Source organism: Halobacteriovorax sp. RT-2-4, from assembly GCF_047085445.1.
GTDB lineage: Bacteria > Bdellovibrionota > Bacteriovoracia > Bacteriovoracales > Bacteriovoracaceae > Halobacteriovorax_A.
This window is the reverse complement of record NZ_JBKIXY010000001.1, coordinates 1,964,546-1,986,366: the sequence shown is the minus strand read 5'-3', so window position 1 is coordinate 1,986,366 and position 21,821 is coordinate 1,964,546. Positions and strand designations below refer to the sequence as shown.

Here is a 21,821-nt window from a genome sequence, read left to right as displayed (position 1 = left end):
TTTTACATGAACAAATTTCTAATTATATTTTTAATACTTCCACTTTTTTCATTCGCACAAGAAAGTAGTGAACTTCAACAATCACTCGAGAAAAGAATAAAGGAAGATGAGCATTCAAATCATACGTCTTCCCTAGTTACAGCACATAGGCCAAATTACATTTTACCAATCACCTATATGCACGATCCAAATGAGGCTCCTTATCCTGCAGATGATGAATTAAAAAATATTGAAACAAAGTTTCAACTAAGTTTTAAATTTACCGTCCTCTCGCAAATTTTTGGTTCGAAAACTGATTTAGATTTTGCCTATACTCAAAAATCTTTCTGGCAACTTTATAATAAGAAAAACTCGGCAGCTTTTAGAGATACTAATTATGAGCCTGAACTATTTATATCGTTTGAACCATTTAAAGAAGATTGGCGTATTTTTAAAAATTACTACCACTTTGGTTTTGTTCATCAATCAAATGGTAAAGACTTACCACTATCTAGAAGCTGGAACAGAGTCTTTGCTACAACATTCTTCGAATGGCAAAAAACTCTTTTTATGCTTAAGGTGTGGTATCGCTTAAATGAAGAGCCAAAATCAGGGCCAACCGATTATACAGGTGATGACAATCCAGACATTACTGATTATCTTGGCTACTTTGAACTTACAGGTATTCATAAAATAGATGGGCATACACTTTCTTGGATGGTTAGAAATAACTTAAAAAAAGATAATAAAGGTGCCTTAGAAATCGATTGGTCTTTTCCATTACCTGAAACTCGTCTTAAAGGTTATGTACAATTTTTTACTGGCTATGGTGAGACACTAATTGATTATGATTACAATATGACTCGCATTGGACTTGGGGTCGCATTTACAGATTGGTTATGATGAAAAAAATCTTAGTTACAATTTTATTATCTACTTTTACTCTTGCGAGCAACTATAAACCACAGTACTGGGGTATAGGTTTCGGTTACAGAAATGCGGACATACCATTTAAAGTAAAAGATAAAAAAGTATCTGATATTATTCCACTATTCTTTTACAAGCGTGGTGACTTTCATCTTGACGGGCTATCTGCGCACTTCACTTTCTATAGGCCATTAAAAAATCTCAATATTAATTTAATGTCACAATATCGCTTTTTTGACATACCAAAAGATAGTCAAAATACGATTAGAAATGCCGGTTTTGACTACGGTCTCGAAGCACAATATGAACACTCAAAAATGTGGAGAACAAGTGCTCAACTTCTAGCAGATCATTCAACTAGAAGTTATTTAACGTTAAAAACTGAAGCGGATTATGTATGGAAGAATGTATTCTTTCGCCCATATGCTTTTTTAACAATAAGAAGTGCTGAATTTAATAATAAGTATTATGGATTAGATGTATCAAGACCTGGGACAGGTTATGAAATTGGAACAGGTGTAAAAGCCGCCATTAGAGTACATAAAGACTTCAACATTCTTACTCATGTAAAAGTAAGTACTTTGGATAATGAAACAGCAGATGCTCCAACTATTCGCAACCAAGTAAATACTGAAACCTTTTTAGGTATTGGCTTCATGGATCCTCACTTAATTCATATGAATGGTCATGATATTTCAAAGCGCACTAAGCTAAAATCTAAAACTTTTGTTAGAGCTGCTTATGCAATGGCCACTCCATCAAACCTAAGCGATATCCTTTCTTTTCATACGGCTACTGATAAATATAATAATGACATGGTTTCTTTTGCCTATGGTATTCCAATGGCCGATAAGTTTCTTGGATCAGATATTCCCGTTTATCTACTGCCACAATATGTTGGTCACCTTAAAAGTGAAGTTCAAGAAAGAAGTAATGAATTTGCATTAGCAGTAAAGATCTTTATTCCATTTCACTGGCCGATTAACTGGCGTCTTGGTTTGGCCGAAGGTATTTCATATGCTGATCAAATTACCTATATCGAAGAATTCGATATTTCAGGAAAGGGATATCGAAGTAGTAAGTTCATGAATTACTTAGATTTTTCAATCGATTTTAGCTTAGAAAAGGCCGGCCTTAAACATACTTGGCTAGGACTTATGATTCATCATCGCTCAGCAATTTTTGAATCATCATCTATGTTTGGAAGAATCAAAGGTGGTAGTAACTACATAGGAACTTATATTCAACAAGATCTGTAGAATCCCCGAAGGTTTAAATTAAAAAAGTTGAAAAACTCAATGATTTCAATAATCTCTATAGTGGAAAATTCTTCTTTCCTGACTATTATCAGTAAAATTTCGCTCTAGAAACATGATATTCATCCGATAATGAGTGCATGAAAAATATAAACTATGTATTCACTCCATTATTTTTATCGACCACTATCACAGGACTTAGCGTTTACTATAGTCAGATTAGTCTAACTCAAGGACTTGCTTTCTTTAGTGCACTTATTCCTTTCACAATCTTTGCAGTTAAAGAAAGAAGAAAGCATCGAATTAATCTTCAATCATTTGTACAAAAGCTAGATTACTTACAACGAAATATCGTTGGAACGAATGCACAGTTTTTTGAATCATGTGAGCAACTAGACGAAAGTACAGAAGAGCAAGCAAGTGCCGTTATTCAAACAAGTGCAACGAGTGATGAAATCAGTGCCATGATTACTAAAACGACAGGATCTATTGACTCATTTGAAGCAAATATAAAAGAGATCAATGGACTAATCAGTAGAAGTGATCACTCTCTATCTAAACTTGAAAAGAATATCCAATCAAGTTTAACAACAAGTCGTGATATTACTAATTCTCTTAGTGATATCGTTGTGAATCTAAATGGATTCCTATCAACATTTACTGACGTTGAATCAAAAGCGATGCTTATTAATGATATTGTTTTCCAAACAAAACTACTTTCATTCAATGCTTCGGTTGAAGCCGCACGTGCAGGAGAACACGGAAAAGGGTTTTCAGTTGTAGCGGAAGAAATCGGTAAGCTTGCATCAACTAGTGGAGAAAGTGCTGAGGCGATCAATGCGACTCTTCATGAAGCACAATTAAAACTTAATACTCTAATTTCAAATATTCAAGAGAACAGCAAAAGCCTTAATGAAAGGCTTGATCAAACAGCTGACTCTTGTGACAACACACTTCAAGAATTTAGACACAGCTTTAATCAAACTAATGATGAAACAATGAAGATGAACGAGCAAATTCAAGAAGTAACAATTGCGGCGAAGGAACAGGAGAATGGTGTTATCGAACTTCGTGATGCAATTCACGCAATTAATAACTCGACTCAAAGAAGTGCACTTGTTGTATCGCAAACACTAAATCTAGCAAATACAATTAGTCAGTACTTAGGTGAACTTTCGGGATCTATTAATAACACTAAGAAAACACAAAATATTACAATTAATGAAAACATTGAATTAATCCCTTGGGAAGATAAGTACAACATTGGAATTTCAAAAGTAGATGGTGAACACCAAGAATTACTACGTAAAATTAATGGCCTTATTAATTCAATGAATACTGGTAGAGGTATGAAAGAAGCTTTCCAGACGCTTAAAGAATACACTGTGTTCCATTTTGATGAAGAAGAAGAATACATGTTAAGCATTAACTACCCTTCTTATGAATCACATAAAAGGGTACACGAGAAACTTCTATCTGCCGTAGCACGTTTTGAACAACAGCTACACAATGGAACGCTAGAAAAAGATAAGCTAGCAAGTTTCTTAAAGAACTGGTTATTTACACATATTATGGGTATTGATACTAAATATGCAGATCATGCGAAAAAGCAGCGAACGACAAAGTTCGCTGCCTAAGCAAAATTAGAATTCGGGATAAAAAACTTTCGCGAATCGAGAATAATTTTCAAATTGAGGCATATGCCCTAAGCCATCTAATTCAATCAATTTTAGCTTAGGGTTATTTTTCTTTATGTCTTTACCAAGTTTTTGATATTGACCAAGTTTTCTCTTCACACCTTTTTTCTTCCACCCGCGACCTGGACCAGTTCGGTCACGAGTTCCTAAAATTAAAACTGTTTTTGCTTTAATTTTTGGAAATTTAACAACAATATTATCATTGAATATTGGCCCGTAAGTTAAAGCGGCATTCCAGGCAACAACATCATAATCAGGACCATTTAGCCATCCTTTAAAAGGAGTCAGAAGCTCTTCATAAGAATCGGCCCAAGTGCCATCATAGTAGTTTTTCTTTTGATAGTTTCTCGCACCATCAACTGTTTTATTTTTTTCAATATTATAAAAGAAGTCAGGATCTTTATATTCAGCATAATCCAGATAGGCTTCAAGACCGATTGGATTTACTAGAATAATTTTTTTAATGTCTCGATACATTGAACCCATATTTACTGCAAGCATCCCTCCCATAGAGTGACCAACAAGAGTATATTTTTTTATGCCTATCGATTTTAGAAGTTCATGAGTGTTCTTGGCCAACTGAGGAAAGCTGTAGCTATAGCTCTTTGGTTTAGAGCTTTTCCCAAAGCCAATTTGATCAGGAATGATAACTCTGTAACCTTTCTTTACAAGATCATTTGCGACTCTCTCCCAATAAAATCCTGCAAAATTTTTACCGTGCAGAAGTACAGCTACTTTATGTTTCGAACTTCCTATATCCATATAGCGCATTTTTAGCTTTTGCCTTTGTGACGAAAGTTCAAAAGTCTTTACAGGAAATGGATAACTAAATTCAGTTAATTCAGCGTCAAAGCTCAATTCATTTTTTGTATTAGTGGAACAAGATACAAGAAACACCGCTAGAATTAGCGTAGTTATAATTTTCATTTTACATCCTTTGTTAGCTTTCTAAATTTTAAAAATGACTAACAAGGATGTAAACCCATCTAACAAAGAGTTAACAAATCAAATGTTTAACTCGGATATTAGATTCGGATACCAAATCCTAATGATGACTGGAGCTCTTCTTTATCATCAGTGAAGATAACATTTACACCTGCATTTAGTGTAAATACATTCATTAGATTTATCGCAAGACCTGTACCAGCGTATGGATTAACATAGGTAGCAGGCTCTACAATCGTCGTTACACCGGCTTCTGTTCTTTCGTACTTACTATCTCTAGCATGAGCACCAGCTCTCAAATACCAATTAAGTGCACGTCCAAGATTAAATGAACTTCTAAGCCCAAGCATATAATTTGTCGATGAATCACTAATATCAATACCTGAATCAAATGACTCATCTTCCTTGGCCTGAGTTACCTCTGCTTCAAGTGATAGGTACTTTGGTCCATAATTAGCTCTAAGGCCATAAAACAGACGACTAGACGTATGAGGAGTAGGAAGAATTTTTTGTACACGCTCATATCCTACAACTGGTTCAATTTCTAGATTGCCACTTTTAAAGCCACCAAAACTTCGCCCTTGAGCAAAAGTAGAAAGAGAAATAATAATTGTCAGTACTGCTAATAATAGTTGAGTCTTCATAAGCTTATTATCGCATGTCTATAGGGGCAACGTATCGAAGGGGTAAATTTGGCCTAACCTTAAATTTAGGCACAAAAAAAGATCGCTTTTGCGATCTGATAATAATTGGGAATTTTAAAATGGCGGAGAAGGCGAGATTTGAACTCGCGGTACCCGGAGGTACGACACCTTAGCAAGGTGCTGGATTCGGCCACTCTCCCACTTCTCCATTAAGAAAAAAAGTGGCGGAGGACACAGGATTCGAACCTGCGGAGCTCGCGCTCAACGGTTTTCAAAACCGCCGCTTTCGACCACTCAGCCAATCCTCCGCAAAATACAAATATTTTGCATTCGTGAGATATATTATTAAGATTCTTACACACATTTGTCAACGCTTTAATGCATTTATTAATGCAAGAATATTTTCCCTGTCTCTTGCAGCTGGGCTAAGCGTCAAATATCTCTGAAATTTATCAATCGCAAGGTTAGGTTGACCTAGCTCTTTATAGAGAAATCCCATCATCTTATTTAAGTCCGCATCGTTCGGATTAAGCCTGTTAGCGCGCTGAAAGAACTGTAGCGAGGGTACAAACTCTCGTGTTTGAAACGTTAGCTTACCCATTGAAAAGATCGCATCAAAGTAGTTCTTATTAATCTGGATTGCCTTAGATAAATTCTTTTTGGCCTCCTGAACTTTTTTGCCTATTAAATAAATTTCTCCTAGTACATAGTAACCAAATTCAGAATTAGGATGCTTTTCAATTTCAACAAGTGCTGCTTTCTCTGCTTCTTTAAACTTTCTCTGGCTGAATAAAATTTTAGAACGATAATAATTTATTCTAGGATATGTAGGTAATCTCTTTTCTAAAATATCGATATGTTGATTAGCAAGGCCAAAATTATTCATATGAATATAAGTAATAATCAACTTCTCTCTTACAAGAAGATTTCCAGGCTCATAGACAAGTAACTTAATAGCATTCTCTACAAGTTCTTTATAATTTCTTTCAATTTCTGAAACTTCTACTAAGTAAGAATAAAGTGCACCATCTTTCTTATTAAGACGATCTAGCACTTCTTTCATTTCACGATAAGCTTCATAGTTTTGATCACGATAGTAGAAGACAGCAATTTGGCCATATAACTTTGGATTATCTCTATGCTCTAATAATTCTTGGCGTAGATATCCAATAGCGGTTGTAACACCGTCTGTTTCATAAAGGACCTTACTATTTAAAATCTTATAATCAATATTAGAAGGATTCAGTCCCATCGCTTCATTAAGGAAAATCTTAGTTTGTTTGAATCTCTTATTCTTAAAAGCAATTTTGGCCATTTCAAATTGAGCAACATCACTTAATGGGTTAACTCTTATGGCTGCTTTAAATTTATCAAATGCCATTTTATCATTTGAAATAAGATTGTAGTAAAGACCAAGTAACATATGAAATTCAAAGGTCTCTCTAAACTTCTCACTTGTTGAAAGTGCCGATAATAAGCGTTTAGCCTCATCCTTCTTATAAGACATTATATTGGCCTTAATAAGTGCGTAGTTGATACGTGGGTTAACTGGATGTAATGCTCTTAGCTTTGTAAGCGTCGTGATAGCAAAGTCAAAATACCCTCTTTTAACTTGCAACTCTGCTAAGTAGAGTTTTGCATCAATACTTGTTTCATCTAATGAAACAGCTCTAAGGGCCAACTCAAATGCTCTATCCCAGTTTAGAAGAGCGACTTCGTCCTTAGATTGTCTAATTAAGACTTTTATCTTACTCGTTGAAATAACCTTCTGTGTAAGATCACTACCTGCAACATCCAAAGTTGCTAGTGTATCGCGTAGAGATTCGTCATCATATATTTTTAATGATTGTTGAAAAAGCTTAGTCGCCCCCTGGATGTCTTTATTATAAGCTTTAACAAAGCCCATAAATTTTAAACCCTGAGCAAAATTATAAGGAGATCCACCACCGTATTTTGCAATCAAAATTGATGCAATTTTATTAAGCTCCCCCATCTTTTCTAACTCTAAAAGTAAATCACCATAGATGATTAGAAATCTATAATCACTTTGAAATTTAGACTGATTCTCTGTAATAAGCTTTAAGGCCTGAGTACTATTTTCATTTAAAAGCAAATAATTAACCATCGCATCGATAGATTCGACGGTTCTAATTTTTGCGTTAAAAAGCTTATCATAGACAATCTTTGCCTTTTCAAGCTCTCCCGCCTTAAGTAGATAATTTAGATAAATTGAAAATAGCTTAATCGATGGTTTATTTGATTTTAAATAATTATATCTTTCTATTGTAAATATGGCAGTTTCATACTTTTGAAAGTAAGCATAGAATTGAGCTGCACCAATTACAACGTCAATATCAGATAAGAGCTTAGAGTCTTCGATTCTAATCAACTTCGATAATACTTGTCCCGCTTCAAACTTATTTTGAGTATCAATTAGTAAATCACTATACGAATGAATTAGTTTACTTATCGCCGGATTACCTGAGAACTTATATCGAAGTGAAAGATTAAATTTGTTTGCAGCACTGATTCTGTTTACGAATCCATCTTTTTTAAAAAATGCCAAACCTTCTGTATAAGCAATTTGAGCCTTTTGAGGCTGTGCGATTTCAGTTGCAACAGGAAAGGAGATTTTTGGAACAACTACTGTCTCAATTTCCTTCTTTTCTTCCGGCATTAAAAATATAATGGCCACGACCAAAAAGAGTGCAACAGTAAGGTTTCTTTTCTTATTACTTGTTACTATTTTTTTCTCGGCCTTCTTCTCGATAATTTTCTTTTTAGGCTTCTTTTTGAGTCTACGCTCTTCTTGCATAATCTGAAGTTCAATATCACTATAATCTTCAGTTTTTGTAGGAAGCTCTTCCCTCTTAAGTTCTGCAAGATTAAACATCTGTGTTGCAGCATCTGCATCTACGATTTCTTCAGGCTCTGGCTCAGGCTCTTTTTCTTTGGATTCACCTGATTCACCATTATCATCATCTTCGTCATCAAGATCAAATTCATCTTTGAAATTATTGATGACAACCGTCTTTGCGATATCCTCATCGTCATCTGCTTGCTGCTTTTGTTTTTTGAGACTTGAAACATTAACAAGAACTGTTTTATCAATTGCAGGAGGCTCTTCCTCTAATTCGACTTCGTCTCGTGCTTCATCTTCAAGCTCTTTTTTCGCTTTAAATTTTTCTTCAATTTCCTGATAGTCGATATCAATATCTTTATCTTTCGAAAATTTGAATTCATTAAATGCGGTTTTATCTTCGCCTATTAACGTATGATGTTTTTGCTCACTATCTGTTTGAGCATATTTCACTTCTTTTTCTGTTTTATCTTTAACTTGTGTAGGCTCTTCTATTTTTCTGAAAAGGTCACTAAGTTCTGGAATAGCATTTACAGGGGCCCAATCCCCTGTTGGAAATTTTTGGAATAGACACGAATCATCGATTGCATCTTTATGACCCAGCTCAATTAATTCGGAAAATACAAAGGGGCCCAAAACCTTATTTGCTTTGGTTTTGACACGAAACTTTATCATGCCTTTATTATCCTAAGTATATGAAATTAAATCAAATATAGGCTTTGCGTGGACTATTTTTCACAATACCAAAAATATTTTGCCTGTAAGCTAGCGAAATAATCAGGAATATCGTTGAAAGTAACTGTAAATTCGTTAAATAATCAATATGCAAATAAACGATATGCCCAATAAGAAATAGATAAGCTACATGAATAATGCTCATGAGCTTAGAAACTAGTGGCGAATAATCAACTTTATTTGCAAAAACTAACAAATATACGACTAGAAATAACTGATAAAAACTATCAAGACCAAAAGTCGGCAAATAGATAATTGCACTTGCTAAACAAATCGACATCAATTGAATCGCTTGAAAGCGAGTATCTACTTTAATAAAAGAAAAGATAACTTGCAGACTTAGAAATAGAAGATAGAAATAAGGACTAAGCTCAATATTTAAACTAATAAATCTCTCTAATACTGAAAGACAGAAAATATACTGTAGAATCGATAGATAAGGACGATTCTTCTCTTTAGGCATTAGTAGTGCCGTTGTTACGACAATCAAAATTTCGTAAAAGAAGTTACCCAACTCTACGCCTTGAAATTCTTTCACAAAGAAATAAACAACAGCAATTACAATCCAAGCAAGTATATAAAATAAACTATGCTCGCTTTTTTTATCTGTATCGAAGAAACATAAAGCCCCTAAGAGAAGAACAATATCCGTAACACCTGTAAAATTCCAAATATTAAAAAGTGAGAACCAAAGGAGCGTAAAACCTTTGAATAAAGATCGAAGATCTCCCTTACTATTAAAAAAGAAAAAAGAGAAAGTTACGGCCATTACAGCGAAGTAGCTTCTTTCTGTTGAAGAAAAAACATAGTCTTTAAATAAGAAATAGAAAACACCCAGAAATATTACTGATAGTATTGAAGTTCTCTGCTTCTCATTAATACCAGAATACTTTTCTAAAATTGAATTTAAAAAATATGTTACAGGATAAAAAAGTAGTAATGAATAAAAACTAGCTTGCATGGTTTAACTCCACACTCTTATTACAGAACTCGACAAAAATTGAGAGTAGAACAACTAACGGTATTAGCTTCGCTAGTCCAGTAAGAAATGAAAGGGATAAAATAATCGTTAGCATCGCTATATTCGATGTAATAATAAATTGTAAGCGATCCTTATATCCCTTAATAAATTCAGATAGGCCGAGTAAACTTAAAGCCGTTAATAATAACGGTAGGCCATGAACTTCATTTAATAATAAAATAGATATCGCAAGGATATTAATTGAATTAGTAACGCCTTCTCTGAAGTGAAGAAAAACTAATAAAATTACAATTAGTGGTATTACTAACAAAGACGTACTTACAACATAATCAGAATAATTAATTAAAGTTAAATATTTTAAGATGAAAAGTGATAAAAAAACACTATCGTCTTTAGAGAAAAATATGAAAATCAAAGATGATATGACAAGCGCGTAAAAAAGGTAATAAAACTTATCTTTAAAAATTAACAGTCCTAATAAATTTATAAATAAATAAGCTAAAAACTTAAAGTTATGTAACTTAGCAATTGATAGTAGCGACATTGATGCCAGTACAAATGTTGCCAAGTTTGCTGCACCAAATGTGACAAAGGACAACGGTGCCATCAGTGTTAAACTTAATGAATCTGACTTTCTCATTAAATAAAGAGTAAAAAGCGCCCCAACCACAGGAAGAAAACCAAAGTTTATCCCTAAACTTAATCCTGAAAAACCAGTGTAATACATTACGCCACTTAAGAAGAAGCACAGAAGTGTAGAAAGGATGATCGAAGTCGCAAATGTTAGATGATCTCTATTTATTCTCATTTAGTTACCACCTGAATAATTAATACTAGAAAATAAGTGGCCATAATTATCATGCTTAATGCTCGTACACTACGATATGATAGAGCAAATACGCCCAAATGCGATTTTTGAATATTAAACTGCTGCTTAGAGCTATCCTTAAGAGCAAATACTCCATCTAAAAATGCAAATCGCTTTAAGTTACCTAAATTAATTTTTGTTCCGATTAAAGAAACACTAACCGGTAATTTCGATACAAATCCAAACACTATAAGACTCAATATAAGATAAGAGCTAATCGCATAATAAATAGAAGTCTTATCAACCTCACCGATGGCCCCTTGAAATAAAATTAAACCGAATGAAATTAGGCTCATTGTTATCAAACTATAAAGAAACTCAAACCATTGTAATCCGAACTTATTGTGTATTGTTGAATCCGTATTCAGTAATAAGATTATGATGGCAATAACAAAACTCAAAATAATAATTGTTAAATTTTGAATAGAGAAAGCTAATGTGAGTAAACCAACTATCCAGATCTGATCAAAAAGCTCATAAGAAAAGTACTTTTTTAGTACTTCTGACTCTAAAACTAATAGATTCTTTGTTGTAATAAGTGACTTACTTACGTAATAAAAAACTATAATCGACATAAGTAAGGTTTCTAAATTCAATAGTACCGCTATGATTGAAGAAAGTAAGAAAACTGTTTTAAATATAGTTGCCTTACTGATTACAGTTATAAATAGTAAAATTGACAATGAAATCAGAAAAACATTAAGCGTTGGAGATATATGCTGAATATTAGAAAGCAATAACACCGACATGATCACACCGTCAGTAATTGCAAAATCTTCATCGCTTGAATGCATAAAACTTAAAACTAAATATACTGTAAATAAATACTTAAAAGATGTAGATTTATCAACCAAAGTTAAAAAGCAAATAATTGCAATCTTCAAAATATCCAAAGAGCGATATTTTAAATCAGGCTTGGCAAAATTAAATAAACTACATGCACTAAAACCAATTATCTTTAGATTTATATCAACTGGCAGAAGTAAAACTGCAAATGGAAGTACTTCATAAACCTTACGTTGCCCCTGATCAATAACTAGATATGAGAGAACGAAAGGTATAATTGTATTGAAAAAATCAAACTCGACACCGGAGAAGAAATAAATAAAGTTCAATAAAATAGGAAAAATACTAATAAATGCTTTTCCATAATTATTTATACGATTACTAAAGTGTAATCCTATTAGAGAAAGGATAAATAATGAGATATTTATATAAATCATTTTAACCCCTGCCTTACTTTAAACTCTTTAAAAATAGAATTAATGATTAAGAAGATTGGTGCAGAATAAATAAAGATCATCACACCATCTCCTAAGCTAATCGACTCTTGTACTCTTAAATCGATCAGTAGTAGAAAAATTGTGATAATAGTAAAAAGAGAAAACAGCTTCTTAGTAAATCTCTTCGTAAAAAGATAAACGCCAATATTTATAACAAATAAAATTGAAAGAAGTGAAAATGGATCGATATTATGCATTCTTATCTCCATCTAAATTTACAATTGATAAAAATGCTATAAACACAAGCAAAACACTAAATTTCAGTAATATTGTCCAATCAACATGTGTATCGACATTAAAGTTATTAATGGCCCCAATTAAACCACCAGAACTTTTAAGGTGATAAATATTAACAGAAAACACACCTAGTATAATTGTCGTAAATAAAAAGTACGGTAAGTATTCAAAACGCTTAAAGCGTACTTCTGAGGTTGGAAAGCAATATTCAATAACACTTAAGATTAATATAAAAAGTGATAAGAAAATAAATAAGAAATACAATAATACCGTTGAAGATACTCCTAGAAAATTTAGAAGTAACATCGTAAGAGATATTGGATAGATAATCATTGTATATCTCTTTCTAGAGAATGCCGCTAATAAGAAAAATATTATAATTAAGATATTAAAATACATTGAATACCTTTGTTATACATAGAATCATAACAACCACTAAGCTATAGACAGTTCTACTTCTCGCACTAAGAAGTATTGTCGAGTAATCTTTCAAAGGCTGAAATTTTAAATATGTATTACTTAAAATAATTAACACTGCCTGAAAAAAGAGTACAAATAACGTTAAGACAAAATAATATAGTGGTACTGAATCAAACTTAGCTTTAAATAAATGTGACCAATCACTATTAGTAAAAGTTAAATTGATAAAGAATAAAGTAACTAAACACTGATATAAGAGTCTAACGTAAGAACACTGTATGCTTATATACTTCTTATCTGAATAAATAGTGCCGGCCTTAATAACTTCAACTTCAGTAGTATAAAAAAGAATTAATAACGGTAAGCTGAAACAGAGTTTTAAGAGAAAGATATTTGATTGAATCAGGGAATAAACTAATAATAATATGCTTAGGATAATTGCCTGAGTAAGTACAATTTGTGTTTTTTCAATTATTTCTGAACGAATAAGTGATAGCCTAAATCTGAAAATACCTACAAAAACTGTAGTTGCAATAATTAGAGCATAAAAAGGCAAGATGTAGCGTATTTCATTAGTTAATAAGAAATATGCACTAAGTGTTTGTCCAAAAATAGCTAAAAACAAAATAACTATAAAAGAATTAAAACTTAGAGCATCAACTCTTTCAATATTGTGAGTTGAAGCTAAGTACCTCTTTAAACTTAAGATCGGTAGTATCTCTTTTGAATTAAGAAGAGAACCCATTAATTGAATAACGATAAGCCATAGTGGCAAAGTAATAATTAGTTCCAAGAACTATCCTCTTTAATTTTAGATAATTACAAAATTAGTAGTATTAAAATTGTAGCAAGACCAATCAATATTGAATACGCTTCTTTGTAAAAATCTAGGGTTTGAGCACCTAGAATCACTACTGTAATCATGGCCACAACTTGAAAGACAATAAGAAGTTTAAAAGTAGCTTTAAGTGATTTTAAATTAGATTTGGCCAGATGAGACTCGCGATTAAGTTTCTTAAATGGAGCCTGGGCCACTTTAGGTTTGAAAAACAAGGGGTAGCCTAAGACTACCCCAAGAATTAAAAAGAAAATTAAAGATGTTAGTAGTACTAATTCCATACTACTTAATTAGGAGCAATGCTCCGTTAGCAAGAGCGATAAGCTTTTGCCAGAAAATACCAAGAAGTACAACTGGAAGCGTGTAAGCACCGATTACTAGTTGGTTTACGAATCCTAGGCCACCAATTTGCTCATCAGACTCAGCATCTTTAAGAACCATTACACGAACAACTTTCATGTAGTAGTAAAGAGAGATTACAGAGTTAAGAGCTGTGATTACCGCTAGTACGTAGAATTTCTTATCAATAATTGCAGCTAGAATGTTGAACTTAGCAACGAATCCAGATAAAGGAGGAAGACCTGCTAAAGAGAACATTGTAATTGCCATAGCAATTGCCATAGCCGGATGCTTTTTAATAAGACCAGAGAAACGATCGATGTGATCATTACCGTAGTGATCTTGAATAAATGAAGCAACATAGAAAGCTACAAGTGTCATAAATAAGTAAGTTACAGAATAGAAAAGAATTGCAGTCCATCCTGATTTACCAAGTACGATCGCACCAAGCATCATTACACCAGCGTGTGAGATTGAAGAGAAAGCTAGCATTCTCTTAATTGAGCGCTGACCGATTGCTGATACGTTACCAACTGTCATTGTAAGAGCAGCTACAATACTTAGAAGAACTAACCAAGAGTCCTTAAGAACACCAACATCACCACCAAAGAATACTTGAGTAAGACGAGCAAATGCTACGATACCTGCAAACTTAGGAACTAGTGAGAAGAATGCTGTAACTGGCAGAGGTGAACCTTCGTAAACATCTGGAGACCACATGTGGAAAGGAACACAAGAAATCTTATAACCAATCCCTACAAAGAAAAGTAGAAATGAAGGAATAAGAATTGCTGTTTGCTCAGTTGAAAGAGTTGTTAGCATTGGCATAAGTTCAGAGAAGTTAATCGTTCCAAGTACACCAAAGATGTGACTCATACCAAATAACATCATACCAGCTGTTACACCACCATATAGAACATACTTAAGACCTGCTTCAGTTGAACGTTCATCGTTCTTCTTAAGAGCGGCCATTGCATATGAAAGTAGTGAAAGTGTTTCAATACCTAAGTAGAATAGAAGCATATTGTTTGCAGAAGCTAGAAGCATCCCACCGACTAAAACTCCCATTGCAAGGATTGTGTATTCAGCTTTAGTTCCTTCGTAAAGATCTTTTGAAATCTTAGAAAGATAAATAACACCAGCTGTACTTAGGATCATTACGATCTTTGCAAAACCTGAGAAGTGATCAATAACTAAAGACTTAGTAAAAATTTGTGTCGGCTCAACACCAAGTCCTTTGACTTGATAAATAAGCGCACAAAGTAGTCCAAGCATTGAACCCCAGTAAAACATGTTCTTTGAGCTACCTTTTTCATCATTTCCGTAAGTAGCTTCGATGAGGATTAAGGCCCCCATCGTGAAGCATACTAAAAGCTCCGGAATATAATGTGAGATACTCGCTAAATAATTTAAAGCCATCACTTCACCTATTGACTATTAAAAAGTCGCTAATAATGAAACTAGTTTACCTACAGAAGCCTTCATCATATCTAGTAATGGAGATGGCCAAATACCAAATAGGATTACTGCGATACATAGTGGAACCATGTAGAAGATTTCTCTAGCATTCATATCTGTATAAGATTTGTTTTCTTCAATAACTTCACCAAAGAACATTCTCTTGAACATCCATAGAAGGTAAGCAGCACCAAGAAGAAGACCAATAACTGCAAGAACAGTAATTGTTGTAAATCTATTGTAGATCCCTAGGAAAATTAGAGCTTCAGAGATGAAACCTGAAAGTCCTGGAAGACCCATTGATGCGAACATCGCAATGATGAAAACAATCGAGAATTTTGGTAATTGTGTATAAAGACCACCAAAACCTTTAGTTCCGTCTGGTCTAACGATCCATCTGTGGTGAGATCTTTCATAAAGAATACCAATAAGAAGGAACATCATAGCTGTTGAAGTACCGTGGTTGAACATCTGAAGAACAGCACCGTTCATACCTTGAACTGTCATAGCAGCAAGACCTAGCATTACGAATCCCATGTGAGAAACTGAAGAGTATGCAACAAGTTTCTTAACATCTGTTTGTGCCATTGCACAGAACGCACCGTAAATAACGTTAATTAAACCTAGCCATGCGATAGCATCTGCAAAGTAAACAGAAGCTGATGGGAAGATTGGGAATGCAATTCTTAGGAAACCATAAGTACCCATCTTAAGTAGTACACCGGCAAGGATAACTGAGATCGCTGTTGGTGCCTGTACGTGAGCGTGTGGAAGCCAAGTATGGAATGGGAAAACTGGAACCTTGATTGCAAAACCGATGAAAAGTGCTACGAAGAATACTTTTGCAAATGGAAGTGCCATACCAAAGATATTTACAGTTTCGTTTACAAATTTACCGCCTGAAAGCGCTAGAATATTGAATGAATCAACACCTTGTCCTGTTACGAAGTATAGTGCAACCATACCAACAAGCATTAGGATTGAACCAAAGAATGTATATAAGAAGAATTTAACAGCTGCATATTCTCTGTTCTCACCACCCCAAATACCGATAAGGAAGAACATTGGGATTAGCATTACTTCCCAGTAAACATAGAACAGGAAGAAATCCATTGATAAGAATACACCGTAAACAGTTGATTGAAGCATTAGTAGTAATGCAAAGTATCCCTTAACTTGCTTTTTAACTGTCCATGAAGAAAGGATACAGATCGCAAAAAGTAGCGAAGTTAAAAGAACCATTGGTAATGAAATACCATCAATTCCTAGGTGATAAAAAATGTTAAACTGTGAAATCCAAGAATGTTTAATTGTAAACATTTCTTGCATACCTGGCACAGTGTTGTCGAATTTCATGTATAGACAACCTGATAAAACCAGCGTGATCACAGTATTAATCAAAGACCATACTCTAATTGCCGTCTCTTTCGTCTTAGGTAATAAAAGTACCCCAAGAACACCGATCATAGGCATCCACAGAATCCAACTTAATAGATTAGAATGTGCGTTCACTGTAACTCCTTAATTCTCTTATAAAGCTAAAATATAACCAAATAGTACTAAAATAATCATTGCGATGTAGAACTGGATCTTCCCGTTTTGGAAAGTTCTTAAGATAACGTTAAATAAACGTACACTTGCACCAGTACCATCTACCATCATTGTGTCGACAAATAAGTTATCGAACCACGCAGAAACTCTCATAATAAACTTCGTAACTGAAGCCCAACCATCAACGGCGTATCTGTCATAGAATCCCATGTCAAACTTAGCTAATAGGTTGTTAAATGGAAGTAATCCCTTCTTGATGAATCCACCAATATAAAGATCATCCATAAAGTATTTATTCTGTAGAGTTCTGTAATAACGGTTAAACGAATTAACCCAGAATCCTGGATTCCATTTACCCCATAGGTACATCATCATCGCGATGAATACACCAGAAAAAGCAATCACAATCGACATACCAGCACCAATATAGTGAACCTGGTGGATGTGGTGTGCTTCTTCTTCAGAAAGTCCGTAAGTTGAGTCGTACTTAGAAGTTGTAAATGTACCTTTTTCACGTACATCAATTTGTCCAAGTTGCTCACGCTTATAATTTTCAAACTGACCTTTCTTAGGTTTTTGAATTAAAGTTTGGAACCACTCATATTTTCCGTTTGCTTTATCTGCAACTTTAACAAAACCTTGTCCTGTTAATGAACCAGAGAACCAAACACCAAGAGTAAATACCGCAAGGATAAGTAGAGGTACGTTTCTGTTCCAAGTAAGCTTTTCTTCATGACAGTGATCGTAAACTTCTTTGTCTCTTGGCTTACCGTGGAAAGCAAGGAACATCATACGACACATATAGAAAGCTGTAAGAAGTGCACCCATGAAACCAAGAACTGCCGGAGCAATCATTACTGGTGAGTGAAGTGCCTCAATTAAAGCATCTCCTAGAATTCTATCTTTCGATACGAAACCTGAGAAGAAAGGAATACCTGCAATTGCAAGAGTACAACACCACATTGCAATCCAAGTAAATTTCATTTTATGTCTTAGACCACCCATTCTTGGCATCTCTTGTACGTGAGCATGCGTGTGGTGATCGTGAAGTGAGTGAATTACAGAACCAGCAGCTAGGAATAAACATGCCTTGAAAACAGCGTGTGTAATCAGGTGCATGAATGCAGCATTATATGACCCAACACCAATACCAAGTACCATGTAACCTAGTTGAGAGATTGTTGAGAAAGCTAGTACCGCTTTAAAGTCTGTTTGAACTAGTGCAATTGTTGCAGCACCGAAAGCAGTAATACCACCGATATAAGCAACAAGAGTTAATAGTCCACCAGCATCAAGAAGCGGGTAAATTCTTAGTGAAAGATAAACACCAGCAGCAACCATTGTCGCAGCGTGGATAAGTGCAGAACATGGAGTTGGACCATTCATCGCATCTGGTAGCCAAACGTTTAAAGGGAATTGCGCTGACTTACCAATTGTTCCCATAAAGATACAGAAACCTGCAAATGTTGCTAGAGGGATACCAAGTACCGCCTGACCAGCTAATCCACCAGCATCGATTGCTTTATATAGGTCTACAAAACTTACTGAACCAACAACAGTCCAAAGAGCAACAATACCTAGAAGGAAGAAAACATCCCCTACTCTTGTTGTCATGAAGGCCTTAACGTTAGCAGCACCAGCAACTTCTTTCTCGTAGTAGTGACCAATTAGAGAGTATGAACAGAATCCCATAAGCTCCCAAAAGATAAATACTGAAAATAAGTTATCTGAAAGTGCAAGACCAAGCATTGCAGAAGTAAAGAGTGACATATAAGTGAAGAAACGACCGTTTCTACCGTAGTTCATGTCATCTTTCATATACCAAGTTGAGAAAACGTGGATAAGTGTAGCAACGGCCGTAACCATCATAAGAAGTACAGCAGTCATGTTATCAATATAGATACCCATGTTTACTACGAACTCTTGCCCACCACCAGTTAGGTCAAACCAAGTGAATACTTTGTGAATGTGATAATTAGCAGAGTACGTTCCGAAAACGAAGTCGCTAAAAATTCTCCACGCATAAATTGTCGAACCTGCGATTGCTGCACAACTGATTGCTACAGCTGTTCTAGTAAAACGTGAAGCGATAAACGCATTTATCACGAAAGCAAAGAACGGTAGTAGAACAATTGGAGCAATACTTGAAATCGTATAATCCATTTTTTTCCCTTATATCTCTAATTAACTTTTTAGTTCAGTTGCATCATCAATATGAATCGAATCTTTAACTTGGAAGAAACGAATCACGATTGCTAAACCAACGGCCGCTTCAGCAGCAGCAACAATAATAATGAATAGTGACATGATATTTCCGTCAATATTCTGGTTTGCGTATCTTGTGTACGCAGCAAAGTTAAGAGCAGCTGCGTTTAAAATTAGCTCAACACCAAGAAGGATCGCGATAATATTCTTTCTCGCTACCATTACTGCAATACCTGCAAGGAATAAGAAGAAAGAAATTAGTAAGTAAGAAGATAAAGTCATCATTTTTTTAATCTCCTTGGTCTAGAAATTACTGCAGCACCAACAAGTGCACCTAAAAGAAGGATTGAAGAAATTTCGAAAGCTAGTACGTGATCTGTAATTAGCTTAGTTCCGATCTCTTCTACTGTTGATTGCATATCTTCCAGTTGCACATGTTTTTGAATTTTAAGTACAGGTGCTAGGATTTTCATTAATACAAAACTGATTACAAGCATCATGATTGCTGCAATAGTGTATGTCTTAGTTGTTCCCATTGCTGCTACTTTCTTGATCCCTAGCTTATTGTAAGCTTGTTCGATCCCACCAGTTAACATGATGGCAAATAGCATGAGAATTACAACACCACCTGCATATACAACTAATTGAGTAGCAGCTAAGAAGTCAGCTCCTAAAGTTGCATAAAGACCAGCTACTCCAAAAAGAGTAAGTAGTAGGTAGATACATGCATGCATTAAATTTTTTGAAACGGCGACAAGGAATGCTCCTATAACTGTAGCCGCTGCTGAAATTAAAAACATTGTGTTAATAAACATTTCAAATATCCTTAAATATTAGTGTCCGCCCGCACCAGCAGATGCAGATGCGATAACTTTTCCAAGAATTGCCCACATAGACTTACCGTTAAATAGGTAAAGCCATACAGCACAACCAATCATATTAAATAGTGCAATTGGAGTTAGATATTTCCAACAAAGTACCATTAGAGAGTCAACTCTCATTCTTGGTAGTGTCCATCTGATCCAAATTACAACGTAATAAAGAGCAAGAGTCTTAGTTACGAAAGATCCAAGTTGTAAAAAGTTTCCAATTTGCTTACCGATCATAGGGTGAGCTGAAGGAATAAGTTTATTTACGAATTCACCTGAACCAAGACCGAAAGGAACTTGATAACCACCTAGGAATAAAGCAGCACAAACACCACAAACAACGAAAACTTCGATGTATTCTGCAAGTGCAAAGAATGCAAACTTCATACCTGTAAATTCAGTGTGGTAACCAGATACAAGTTCTGATTCCGCTTCAGGAAGATCAAAAGGAGCTCTGTTTGTTTCAGCAAGTGCACCAATAAAAAGTACGAAGAACCCAATAAAAGTAAATGGGTTATGAAGAACAAACCATTGGTGTGGTAATCCACCCTGAGCTTCTGTAATTGTTTTAAATGATAATGAACCAGTCATGATTACAATTGCTAGAATTGAAAGAGTTACTGGAACTTCGTAAGAGATGATTTGTGAAGCACCCCTCATACCACCAAGCATTGACCATTTAGAGTTAGATGCATAACCACCAAGGAAAATACCTACACCTACTAATGATGAAACACCTAGTAAGTAGAAAACACCAACATTAAGGTGAGTTAGAGTAAATCCACTTGAGAATGGTACAACAGCAAGTGACATGAAAACACCTACTAACGCTAGTAGAGGTGCAATGTTAAATAAGAACTTGTCCGCATCACGTGGAACAACGTCCTCTTTAAGAATCATCTTCACACCATCAGCTAAAAACTGAAGAATACCAAAAGGACCAACACGGTTAGGACCCTGTCTCATTTGAAGGTCAGCAGAAATCTTTCTTTCAGCATAAGTACCAAGACCACCAACTGTAGCAAGAGCTCCAACAACGATTAATGAGAAAACTAAGAAAAGTAAAAACGTTACGATTCCAGTTGCATCAGTTCCTAAAAGTTTTGATAGTGCATCCACGGCCATTGAGTAGCCTGGTGCTTGTGATAAATACGATACAATCGTTGAATTCATTATTTATCCTTTCCATTAATATTTGCTTGGAAAGATTTTACCCAATCAAGGTCACCTTTCTTCCAGCAATAAACTAAACCTAAACTTAAAATAACAATGAATAGAAGAAGTGATCCAAGAACTGCACCACCCTGTCCGATGTCGACAAAGTTTTTATAAACTGTTGCAACAGGGAACATTAAAGCTCCTTCAACATCAAAGATTAAGAATACTAGAGCGATAACATAGAAACGTACGTTAAAGTTAGACCACGCAGTACCAGTTGGTTCCTCACCACATTCATATGGCGTAAGTTTCAATTCTGTTGGATTATTTGGCCTTACAAGACGACCGACAAGTAATGTTCCAAAGAAAGCGACTACTGCTACAGCGGCTAAAATTAACACCGGCATATAGACGTCAAAGTTTTGCGACATCGATTTATCTCCATGTATAAGTAAAGTAAGTTCCCAAATATTACACGATTACTAGCACTTTGGAAATAAATTGGCCCCTCTTTTTTTGAGTAATATCTTCTATTTAGTAACGCATGGGCCAATGCATAAATTCTTTGTT

Annotated in this window: 19 protein-coding genes and 2 tRNA genes; 3 read left to right on the top strand and 18 right to left on the bottom strand. The window is 34.8% G+C overall.

What is annotated here, in order from left to right; all coding sequences use genetic code 11:
- Positions 1-6 precede the first annotated feature (6 nt).
- The 3 genes from ACMAYL_RS09530 (at position 7) to ACMAYL_RS09520 (ending at position 3,799) form a co-directional block, all read left to right on the top strand.
- Positions 7-882, top strand: a complete 876-nt coding sequence (locus ACMAYL_RS09530) for a phospholipase A (protein WP_412470457.1) — start codon at positions 7-9, stop codon at positions 880-882.
- Entirely contained in the window at positions 879-2,165 is a 1,287-nt protein-coding gene (locus ACMAYL_RS09525; protein WP_412471033.1) for a MipA/OmpV family protein, read from the top strand. Before ACMAYL_RS09530 ends, ACMAYL_RS09525 begins: the two co-directional genes overlap by 4 nt.
- A gap of 137 nt (positions 2,166-2,302) precedes the next feature.
- Positions 2,303-3,799: a bacteriohemerythrin gene (locus tag ACMAYL_RS09520; RefSeq protein ID WP_103218545.1), complete on the top strand. Its 1,497-nt coding sequence runs from the start codon at positions 2,303-2,305 to the stop codon at positions 3,797-3,799.
- A gap of 6 nt (positions 3,800-3,805) precedes the next feature.
- Here ACMAYL_RS09520 and ACMAYL_RS09515 read toward each other — a convergent pair whose 3' ends face one another.
- The 18 genes from ACMAYL_RS09515 to ACMAYL_RS09430 all read right to left on the bottom strand — a co-directional run bounded on the left by ACMAYL_RS09515 (position 3,806) and on the right by ACMAYL_RS09430 (position 21,682).
- Positions 3,806-4,786, bottom strand: a complete 981-nt coding sequence (locus tag ACMAYL_RS09515) for an alpha/beta fold hydrolase (RefSeq protein WP_412471032.1) — start codon at positions 4,784-4,786, stop codon at positions 3,806-3,808.
- Between the two features lie 98 nt (positions 4,787-4,884).
- Positions 4,885-5,448, bottom strand: a complete 564-nt coding sequence (locus ACMAYL_RS09510; RefSeq protein ID WP_103218547.1) for an outer membrane beta-barrel protein — start codon at positions 5,446-5,448, stop codon at positions 4,885-4,887.
- 120 nt (positions 5,449-5,568) lie between these two features.
- Positions 5,569-5,656: transfer RNA gene (locus ACMAYL_RS09505), tRNA-Ser, on the bottom strand.
- A gap of 14 nt (positions 5,657-5,670) precedes the next feature.
- Positions 5,671-5,756: transfer RNA gene (locus ACMAYL_RS09500), tRNA-Ser, on the bottom strand.
- A 59-nt stretch (positions 5,757-5,815) separates the two neighbouring features.
- The gene (locus ACMAYL_RS09495; protein ID WP_412471031.1) at positions 5,816-8,983 is read right to left on the bottom strand and encodes a hypothetical protein; all 3,168 of its coding nucleotides are present in this window, start codon (positions 8,981-8,983) and stop codon (positions 5,816-5,818) included.
- A gap of 31 nt (positions 8,984-9,014) precedes the next feature.
- Positions 9,015-10,004, bottom strand: a complete 990-nt coding sequence (locus ACMAYL_RS09490) for a hypothetical protein (protein ID WP_412471030.1) — start codon at positions 10,002-10,004, stop codon at positions 9,015-9,017.
- Positions 9,994-10,833, bottom strand: coding sequence for a hypothetical protein (locus tag ACMAYL_RS09485; RefSeq protein ID WP_392993893.1), 840 nt, complete (start codon positions 10,831-10,833; stop codon positions 9,994-9,996). Before ACMAYL_RS09485 ends, ACMAYL_RS09490 begins: the two co-directional genes overlap by 11 nt.
- A complete protein-coding gene (locus ACMAYL_RS09480) occupies positions 10,830-12,116 on the bottom strand; it encodes a hypothetical protein (RefSeq protein WP_412470461.1) in 1,287 nt (428 codons plus the stop codon). The genes ACMAYL_RS09485 and ACMAYL_RS09480 overlap by 4 nt, the downstream gene beginning before the upstream one ends.
- On the bottom strand, positions 12,113-12,373 hold the full coding sequence (locus tag ACMAYL_RS09475) for a hypothetical protein (protein WP_103218552.1): 261 nt from the start codon (positions 12,371-12,373) through the stop codon (positions 12,113-12,115). The genes ACMAYL_RS09480 and ACMAYL_RS09475 overlap by 4 nt, the downstream gene beginning before the upstream one ends.
- A gap of 428 nt (positions 12,374-12,801) precedes the next feature.
- Positions 12,802-13,626, bottom strand: coding sequence for a hypothetical protein (locus ACMAYL_RS09470; protein ID WP_103218554.1), 825 nt, complete (start codon positions 13,624-13,626; stop codon positions 12,802-12,804).
- 26 nt (positions 13,627-13,652) lie between these two features.
- Positions 13,653-13,952, bottom strand: coding sequence for a hypothetical protein (locus tag ACMAYL_RS09465; protein ID WP_103218555.1), 300 nt, complete (start codon positions 13,950-13,952; stop codon positions 13,653-13,655).
- A gap of 1 nt (position 13,953) precedes the next feature.
- A complete protein-coding gene (locus tag ACMAYL_RS09460; protein WP_412470462.1) occupies positions 13,954-15,429 on the bottom strand; it encodes an NADH-quinone oxidoreductase subunit N in 1,476 nt (491 codons plus the stop codon).
- Positions 15,430-15,447: 18 nt separating this feature from the next.
- Entirely contained in the window at positions 15,448-16,980 is a 1,533-nt protein-coding gene (locus ACMAYL_RS09455) for a complex I subunit 4 family protein (protein ID WP_233189724.1), read from the bottom strand.
- An 18-nt stretch (positions 16,981-16,998) separates the two neighbouring features.
- On the bottom strand, positions 16,999-19,182 hold the full coding sequence (locus ACMAYL_RS09450) for an NADH-quinone oxidoreductase subunit L (protein WP_103218557.1): 2,184 nt from the start codon (positions 19,180-19,182) through the stop codon (positions 16,999-17,001).
- A gap of 21 nt (positions 19,183-19,203) precedes the next feature.
- Positions 19,204-19,509, bottom strand: coding sequence for an NADH-quinone oxidoreductase subunit NuoK (nuoK, locus tag ACMAYL_RS09445; RefSeq protein WP_103218558.1), 306 nt, complete (start codon positions 19,507-19,509; stop codon positions 19,204-19,206).
- Positions 19,506-20,039: an NADH-quinone oxidoreductase subunit J gene (locus ACMAYL_RS09440; RefSeq protein WP_393056979.1), complete on the bottom strand. Its 534-nt coding sequence runs from the start codon at positions 20,037-20,039 to the stop codon at positions 19,506-19,508. The genes nuoK and ACMAYL_RS09440 overlap by 4 nt, the downstream gene beginning before the upstream one ends.
- 18 nt (positions 20,040-20,057) lie before the next feature.
- Positions 20,058-21,266, bottom strand: coding sequence for an NADH-quinone oxidoreductase subunit NuoH (nuoH, locus tag ACMAYL_RS09435; RefSeq protein ID WP_412471029.1), 1,209 nt, complete (start codon positions 21,264-21,266; stop codon positions 20,058-20,060).
- Positions 21,266-21,682, bottom strand: a complete 417-nt coding sequence (locus tag ACMAYL_RS09430; protein WP_103218560.1) for an NADH-quinone oxidoreductase subunit A — start codon at positions 21,680-21,682, stop codon at positions 21,266-21,268. The genes nuoH and ACMAYL_RS09430 overlap by 1 nt, the downstream gene beginning before the upstream one ends.
- Positions 21,683-21,821 lie beyond the last annotated feature (139 nt).

Coding starts and splice junctions, on each gene's coding strand:
- ACMAYL_RS09530 (WP_412470457.1), top strand. CDS start 7: ATGAACAAATTTCTAATTATATTTTTAATACTTCCACTTTTTTCATTC.
- ACMAYL_RS09525 (WP_412471033.1), top strand. CDS start 879: ATGATGAAAAAAATCTTAGTTACAATTTTATTATCTACTTTTACTCTT.
- ACMAYL_RS09520 (WP_103218545.1), top strand. CDS start 2,303: ATGAAAAATATAAACTATGTATTCACTCCATTATTTTTATCGACCACT.
- ACMAYL_RS09515 (WP_412471032.1), bottom strand. CDS start 4,786: ATGAAAATTATAACTACGCTAATTCTAGCGGTGTTTCTTGTATCTTGT.
- ACMAYL_RS09510 (WP_103218547.1), bottom strand. CDS start 5,448: ATGAAGACTCAACTATTATTAGCAGTACTGACAATTATTATTTCTCTT.
- ACMAYL_RS09495 (WP_412471031.1), bottom strand. CDS start 8,983: ATGATAAAGTTTCGTGTCAAAACCAAAGCAAATAAGGTTTTGGGCCCC.
- ACMAYL_RS09490 (WP_412471030.1), bottom strand. CDS start 10,004: ATGCAAGCTAGTTTTTATTCATTACTACTTTTTTATCCTGTAACATAT.
- ACMAYL_RS09485 (WP_392993893.1), bottom strand. CDS start 10,833: ATGAGAATAAATAGAGATCATCTAACATTTGCGACTTCGATCATCCTT.
- ACMAYL_RS09480 (WP_412470461.1), bottom strand. CDS start 12,116: ATGATTTATATAAATATCTCATTATTTATCCTTTCTCTAATAGGATTA.
- ACMAYL_RS09475 (WP_103218552.1), bottom strand. CDS start 12,373: ATGCATAATATCGATCCATTTTCACTTCTTTCAATTTTATTTGTTATA.
- ACMAYL_RS09465 (WP_103218555.1), bottom strand. CDS start 13,952: ATGGAATTAGTACTACTAACATCTTTAATTTTCTTTTTAATTCTTGGG.
- ACMAYL_RS09460 (WP_412470462.1), bottom strand. CDS start 15,429: ATGGCTTTAAATTATTTAGCGAGTATCTCACATTATATTCCGGAGCTT.
- ACMAYL_RS09450 (WP_103218557.1), bottom strand. CDS start 19,182: ATGGATTATACGATTTCAAGTATTGCTCCAATTGTTCTACTACCGTTC.
- nuoK (WP_103218558.1), bottom strand. CDS start 19,509: ATGATGACTTTATCTTCTTACTTACTAATTTCTTTCTTCTTATTCCTT.
- ACMAYL_RS09440 (WP_393056979.1), bottom strand. CDS start 20,039: ATGTTTATTAACACAATGTTTTTAATTTCAGCAGCGGCTACAGTTATA.
- nuoH (WP_412471029.1), bottom strand. CDS start 21,266: ATGAATTCAACGATTGTATCGTATTTATCACAAGCACCAGGCTACTCA.
- ACMAYL_RS09430 (WP_103218560.1), bottom strand. CDS start 21,682: ATGTCGCAAAACTTTGACGTCTATATGCCGGTGTTAATTTTAGCCGCT.